This window comes from Streptomyces cahuitamycinicus, assembly GCF_002891435.1.
In the GTDB taxonomy this organism is placed as follows: domain Bacteria; phylum Actinomycetota; class Actinomycetes; order Streptomycetales; family Streptomycetaceae; genus Streptomyces; species Streptomyces cahuitamycinicus.
Genome location: NZ_POUC01000710.1, coordinates 1 through 2,544 on the forward strand (window position 1 = coordinate 1; position 2,544 = coordinate 2,544).

2 protein-coding genes and 1 pseudogene are annotated in these 2,544 nt (G+C 74.0%); all 3 read left to right on the forward strand.

Going from position 1 to position 2,544, the window contains the following annotated elements:
- A pseudogene (locus C1J00_RS45750) lies at positions 1–1,297 on the forward strand (hypothetical protein); the annotation flags it as partial.
- Positions 1,298–1,474: 177 nt separating this feature from the next.
- Positions 1,475–2,026, forward strand: a complete 552-nt coding sequence (locus C1J00_RS41915; protein WP_102914051.1) for a tellurite resistance TerB family protein — start codon at positions 1,475–1,477, stop codon at positions 2,024–2,026.
- A 263-nt stretch (positions 2,027–2,289) separates the two neighbouring features.
- Entirely contained in the window at positions 2,290–2,508 is a 219-nt protein-coding gene (locus tag C1J00_RS41920) for a DUF952 domain-containing protein (protein WP_102914052.1), read from the forward strand.
- The last annotated feature ends 36 nt before the right edge of the window (positions 2,509–2,544 follow it).

The window sequence follows — 2,544 nt, forward strand, 5'->3', positions numbered from 1 at the left end:
CACCAAGGGCGGGGCCGGCGGGGCCGGCGGCGCGGGCCGCTACGGCGGTGGCGGCGGCGGTGCCGGCTACGCGGGCGGTGGCGGCGGCACGGGTGCCGAGACCGGCTCGTCCACCGGCAACGACCCCACCACCGGCAGCGGTGGCGGCGGCTCCAGCTACGCCGAACCGGCCCGGGTGGACGACGCCCGGCTCGTCGTCGGCAGCGGCACCGAGGCACCGGAGAAGAACGACCCGTTCTGGGCCCCCTCCGACAACCCGATCGACTCGGGTGTGGCCGAGGGCGGCGCCAACGCGCCCGGCGGCCCCGGCCGGATCGTCCTGCAGTGGAAGGGTCTGCCCGTCGACCGGCTGGCCCGGGTGTCCGGCACCGACGTGACGACCCAGCCGGGCCACGACGTCAGGCCGCTGGCCGTGGTGGCGCAGGGCAAGGACGGCAAGCCGGTCGCGGACGCGTCCGTGACGTACACGATCGAGGACCCGGACGGCCTGAAGCCGCTCTTCCACCTCACCGGCGGCCCCGACGACGACGAGACCGTCGTGGCGACCGACGCGCAGGGCCGTGCGCAGACCCCGTGGATCGACGTGAGCAGCGGCAAGGAGGGCTCGTTCACCGTCCGGGCCGAGACGCTGGGCGCGTCGACGGCCTTCACCGTGCGGGTCAAGGAGTCCCCGTACGTCGTGAGCGCCTCGGACGGCGACAAGCAGAAGGCCGAGCAGGGGCAGGACTTCGCCGACGCGCTCGTCGCCCGGGTGGTCAAGTCGGGCAGGACGGCACCGGCCGGCACCGAGGTGGAGTTCCGTGTCGAGGACACGGCGAAGGACGCTCCCCGCTTCGAGGGCGAGGACCGGGTGGTCCGCGTGAAGACCGACGACTCGGGCAAGGCGACGGCCCCGGCCCTGACCGCCGGTGAGGGCACGGGCACGTACACCGTGGCCGCCTCGGTCGGTGACGCCATGACCCAGTTCGCGGTCGAGGTCGTCCCCGGCGACGGCTCGCAGGAGCCCGGCCCGGGTGACGAGTCCGGCTCTCCGTCCCCGTCCCCGAGCCCCACGGCCGACTCGAGCCCCTCCGCCGAGCCGAGCCCGTCGACCAGTTCCGCCACCACCGGCACGACCGGCGGCGACGGCACCTCGACCACGGGCGGCACGTCGACGAACCTCGACGGCAGCCTCGCCTCCACCGGCGCGGGCGGCATCGGCCTGCTCCTCGCTGCGGCCGCGGGTCTGGCGGCGGTGGGCTTCGCCGCGTTCCGCTTCGCCCCGCGCCTGAAGCTCCCCTCGCGCGACGACGCCTGACGCCCGGCCACGGGGACTGTCCGCCACCCGCTTCCGGGGGCGGGCGGTCCCCGTATCTTTTTGCGAGGCGGTCTCCGTCTCGCTTTGCGGAACCTTTGCCCGGGGGTCGGGCGTTGGAGGGGTGTGCGCGCGTGAGCGGGTGCGCCAGGTGATGCCGACTAGTACCGAGGTGACTCAATGGCAGTGTGGGACCGGCTCAAGGACCAGGCCAAGGCCCTCCAGCAGAATCAGGGCGGCCGGGGTGCGACGACCGGTGGGCACAGCGGCGGGGCGAGGTCCGGCGGCGGCAGTAAGGCCCAGCTGGTCGGTGTGCTGAAGACGCAGCTCGGGTCGCTGAAGAACGAGCTGAAGAGCGGTGCCTACCGGGACGCGAGCATGGCGATGTGCGCCCTGGTCGCGGCGGCCGACGGGCAGGTGGATCCGGCCGAGCGCCAGCAGGTCGAGTCGATGATCCTCAGCAACGACGTGCTGCAGAACTTCCCGCCGGAGCAGCTGCGCACGCGTTTCAACAAGCATGTGGACCAGCTGACCGCCAACTTCCAGCTCGGCAAGACCCAGGCGATGCAGGAGATCGCCAAGGCCGCCAAGAAGCCCACCGAGGCCCGGGCCGTGATCCAGACGGGCATGGTCATCGCCGGTGCGGACGGCCACTTCTCCCAGGCCGAGGCGACGGTCCTGCGCGAGGCCTGTGCGGCGCTGGGGGTGTCGCCCGCCGAGTTCCAGCTCTGACCGGCGGACCGGACCGCGGGCCGCTCGTGGAGTGCGCGGGGTGCCCACGGCCGGGCGGGCCGCCGTGCCCATGACGGCGTCGCCGCGGAGGCGGCACCGGCGGCGGCTCCGCCGGGCCGGCCGTCCGCGCTCTGCTCGCCGCCGTCCCGGGCGACCGGGCATGAGGCGGCGGAACCCTCGGACGCCCTGGTCGTCGAGGGGACCCGGCGGTCCATCGCCGCCCTGCGGCTCCCGGGGCCGCCGTCGCCGTCTATAACGGGGCCATGATCTATCACGTCGTACCGAGCACCGTCTGGGCCGGCGCCACCGGCCGGACCTACGCGCCCGACTCCCTCGCCGACGAGGGCTTCGTGCACTGCTCCCCGGACGAGGCGACCACAGTGGCCGTAGTCAACGCCTTCTACCGGGACGCCGTCGACCACGTCCTGGAGGTACGGTTCGACGAGGAGGGCCGGGCCTCGGAACTGCGTACGGCAGGATGACCGGGTGATCGAACAGAATTCCACCCCGGCCGCGCC